Genomic DNA, 3639 nt, shown 5'->3' with positions numbered 1-3639 from the left:
GTCGTGATGAGCGCCCCTCCTTCCGTCGTGACGACCGGCCGAGTGGTCCGCGTCGTGACGACGACCGTGGCGGCAGGCCCACCAGCGGTGGTCGTCCGACCGGCAGCACCGGCGGCGGTAGCTACGGCCGGCGTGACGACCGGGAGCGTGGCGGGTTCCGTGGGCGCGACGACCGTGACGATCGTGGTGGGTACGGACGCCGTGACGACCGTGACCGTGACCGGGAGCCCATCAAGCGGCTGCCGATTCCCGAGGACGTCACGGGCGACGAGATCGACAAGGCGGTGCGGCAGGAGCTGATGAGCCTGCCCAAGACGCTTGCCGACGACGTCGCCAAGAACCTCGTCATGGTCGCGAACCTCATCGACGAGGACCCCGACCAGGCCTACGCCTATTCGCGCGTGGCGCTGCGGCTCGCCTCCAGGGTCGCCGCCGTGCGCGAGGCCGCCGGCTTCGCCGCGTACGCGACGCAGAAGTACGGTGAAGCGCTCGCCGAGTTCAGGGCGGCGCGGCGGATGACGGGCAACGTCGACCTGTGGCCCGTCATGGCGGACTGCGAGCGTGGCCTGGGCCGTCCCGAGCGGGCCATGACCATGGCCGGTGAGCCCGAGGTGCTGAAGCTCGACAAGGCGGGCCAGGTCGAGATGCGGCTGGTCGCCGCCGGCGCACGCCGGGACATGGGGCAGATCGACGCCGCCATCGTGACCTTGCAGGGGCCTGAGCTGGGCTCCAACTCCGTACAGCCGTGGACCGCGCGTCTGCGTTACGCGTACGCCGACGCGCTGCTGTCGGCCGGGCGCGAGGACGAGGCGCGCGACTGGTTCGCCAAGGCACTGGAAGCCGACAAGGACGGCGCCACGGACGCCTCGGACCGCCTCGCGGCTCTGGACGGCGTCCAGTTCGTCGACGTGGACGAAGACGGCGACGAGGGCGAGGGCGAGGGCGACACGGACGGTCTCATCGACGAGGCCCCGGCAGCTCCCGCCGACGTGGACGAGGACGACGACGTCGCCGACGAAGAGTCGGAGCCGGAGAACGACAAGTCCTGATCCGACGACCGCACCGCGAAAGGGCGGCATCCCCACCAGGGGATGCCGCCCTTTTTTGTCTCTCTTTCGTCTCTCAGCCGTCCGCGAGGCTCCGCAACACCAGGCCCGTCGCCGGCTTCGGGCCGAACGACGTCGACTTGCGCGGCATCGTGACCGCCTGACGTGCCAGCTCCCGTACGACCTCTTCGCGTACCGGGTGCAGCAGGACCGCCGTACTGCCGTGGCGTTCCGCCTGCTCCACGACGGCTTCCGTGTCGTGGATGTACGAGATGTACTCGGGCGCGTCCGGGATCTGCCAGATGTGGTCCAGCAGCGTGGAGTGCAGCACGGTCGCGTCGAGGCCGCGCCACTCCCGCGGGCGGTCGGCCGGCACCGTACGGGCGAGGAGCTCCGCGTCGGGGCGGTCGATCAGGTGGAAACGGCCGTCGCCCGCCAGCAGGAAGGCGTTGGCCGTGCCGTCGTCGGCGGTGGCCGCCTCCGCCAGAGCCTCGACGGCCTCCGGCAGTGTGCCGTCGATCGTGCGGACTCGGAAGGAGCCCGGTTCGTCCCGCAGCGCCGCCAGGGCGTCCGCGACCGGCAGCCGGTGCAGCAGCCGGTGGATCGCCTTGACCTGGAGAGGATGGCGCGCGGTGTCCACCAGCAGGACCAGGCCGTAGGCCCAGGGTCCGGCCGCGCCGGGCGGGTGTTCCTCGCGCAGCCGGAGATAGGTCGCCCATCGGTGGTGACCGTCGGCGATGAGTGCCTGACGGTCCGCCAGGTCGTCCTCGATCTCGGCCAGTTCGGCGGGGTCGGTGACCGACCACAGGCGGTGGCTGAAGCCGTCCTCGGTGGTCGTGGACAGCAGGGGTGTGCGCAGCGCGGCGCGTTCGATGACAGCCGTCGTGCCGGTCGTCGTGCCGGTCGTCGTGCCGGTCGTGGTGCCGGTCGTCGTGTCCGTCGCGCCGTCCTCGCCGCGGTACGTGAGGAGCAGCGGCTCCAGATTGGTGGCGGTCGCCCGCATCAGGGCCGCGCGGTCCTCGACGATGTCCGGCATCACGTCCTCGTGTGGCAGGACGACACCTTCGGCGGGCGTGGACAGGGCCAGGGCCCCGATGACGCCGCGCTGGAGGAGGTCGCCCCTGCGCTGCTCGTACACGTACAACGCCGGTTCCGCGTCCGGTGCGAGGACGCCTTCCGCGAGCCAGCGCAGGAGCGTGCTCGCCGCCTGGCGGTGCCGGTCGGCGGCGGTCGCGGCCTGGGGCAGGATCAGCCGGACGATGTTGTGCGGGTCGGCCGACTCCAGGTGGAGCAGTCCGTCGGGCCGTACGACGACGTCGTACGGCGGCGACGTCACGGCGGCGAGGCTGCCCACCCGCTCGGGGACGTAGCGCAGTCCGCGGAACGGGATCAGGCGGAGGCCTTTCTCCGCCGGTCCTGTGGTGTTCATCTCCGCATCGTATGCGGGCGCGGGCATGAGCGATGATCGGGGGAGGAGCGCCCGGTCATGGGGCGGAAGAGGGAGCGGGAGACTGATGAGTCAGCCGAGCAGGACCAGGCCCGACGGCAGCGCGACGGCGCTCAACGAGGCGTACGACACGGCTCTGCTGGATCTCGACGGCGTGGTGTACGCGGGCGGCGAGGCCATCGAGTACGCCGTCGATTCGCTGATCACGGCCCGGGACGGCGGGATGCGTCTGGCGTACGTCACCAACAACGCGCTGCGGACGCCGGACGCCGTCGCCGCGCATCTGACGGAGCTGGGGGTGCCGGCCGAGCCCGCCGAGGTGATCACGTCGGCGCAGGCGGTGGCACGGCTGATCGCCGAGCAGGTGCCGGCCGGTGCGCGGGTGCTGGTGATCGGCGGCGAGGGGCTGCGGGTCGCCCTGCGGGAGCGGGGACTTGAGCCGGTGGAGTCGGCCGACGACGACCCGGCCGCCGTGGTGCAGGGCTACGGGGGGCCGGACCTGGCCTGGGGGCGGTTCGCCGAGGCCGGGTACGCCATCGCGCGTGGTGTGCCGTGGTTCGCGTCCAACACCGACCTGACCATTCCGAGCGCGCGCGGTATCGCGCCCGGCAACGGGGCGGCCGTCGAGGTCGTACGGATCGCGACGGGCGCCGATCCGCAGGTCGCGGGCAAGCCGCTGCCGCCGATGCACCGGGAGACGGTGCTGCGTACGGGGGCCAAGCGGCCGATCGTCGTGGGGGACCGGCTGGACACCGACATCGAGGGCGCGTTCAACGGCGGCGTGGACTCGCTGCTGGTGCTGACCGGGGTGACGGACGGGGCGCGGCTGTTGGCCGCCGAGCCGAAGTACCGGCCGACGTATGTGGACGCGGATCTGCGGGGGTTGCTGACCGGGCAGCCCGAAGTGGACGTCAGGGACGGCGGGTTCGGGTGCGGCGGGTGGACCGCCTCCGTACGGGACGACGCGCTGGCGCTCGACGGTGACGGGGCGGCCATGGACGGGCTGCGGGCGCTGTGCGCCGCGGCCTGGACGCACGCGGGGGACGGCGCGTGCGCCCTCGACGCGGGCAAGGTCCTGGCGAAGCTCGGGCTGTAACGCGACGCGTCGATCCGCGACGCGTCGATCCGCGACGCGTCGATCCGCGA

3 protein-coding genes are annotated in these 3639 nt (G+C 72.4%); 2 read left to right on the top strand and 1 reads right to left on the bottom strand.

Features of this window, described 5'->3' with window-relative positions; translation table 11 throughout:
* Nucleotides 1–284: 284 nt before the first annotated feature.
* Nucleotides 285–1049, top strand: coding sequence for a tetratricopeptide repeat protein (locus tag P3L51_RS35505; RefSeq protein WP_354609490.1), 765 nt, complete (start codon nucleotides 285–287; stop codon nucleotides 1047–1049).
* Between the two features lie 73 nt (nucleotides 1050–1122).
* Here P3L51_RS35505 and P3L51_RS35500 read toward each other — a convergent pair whose 3' ends face one another.
* Nucleotides 1123–2475 (bottom strand): DUF1015 family protein, encoded by a 1353-nt coding sequence (locus P3L51_RS35500; protein ID WP_354609489.1) that lies wholly within the window; start codon nucleotides 2473–2475, stop codon nucleotides 1123–1125.
* An 85-nt stretch (nucleotides 2476–2560) separates the two neighbouring features.
* On the opposite strand from P3L51_RS35500, the gene P3L51_RS35495 reads away from it, so the two are divergent.
* Nucleotides 2561–3589 carry an HAD-IIA family hydrolase gene (locus P3L51_RS35495; protein WP_354609488.1) on the top strand — a complete coding sequence of 343 codons (1029 nt, stop codon included), beginning with the start codon at nucleotides 2561–2563 and terminating at the stop codon, nucleotides 3587–3589.
* Nucleotides 3590–3639 lie beyond the last annotated feature (50 nt).

The sequence above is a fragment of the Streptomyces panacea genome (assembly GCF_040560175.1).
Taxonomy (GTDB): domain Bacteria; phylum Actinomycetota; class Actinomycetes; order Streptomycetales; family Streptomycetaceae; genus Streptomyces; species Streptomyces panacea.
This window is presented reverse-complemented; position numbering and strand designations above follow the sequence as displayed.

What these genes read in the sequence shown, in the direction of transcription:
- P3L51_RS35500 (WP_354609489.1), bottom strand. Translation starts at nt 2,475, where the DNA reads ATGAACACCACAGGACCGGCGGAGAAAGGCCTCCGCCTGATCCCGTTC.
- P3L51_RS35495 (WP_354609488.1), top strand. Translation starts at nt 2,561, where the DNA reads ATGAGTCAGCCGAGCAGGACCAGGCCCGACGGCAGCGCGACGGCGCTC.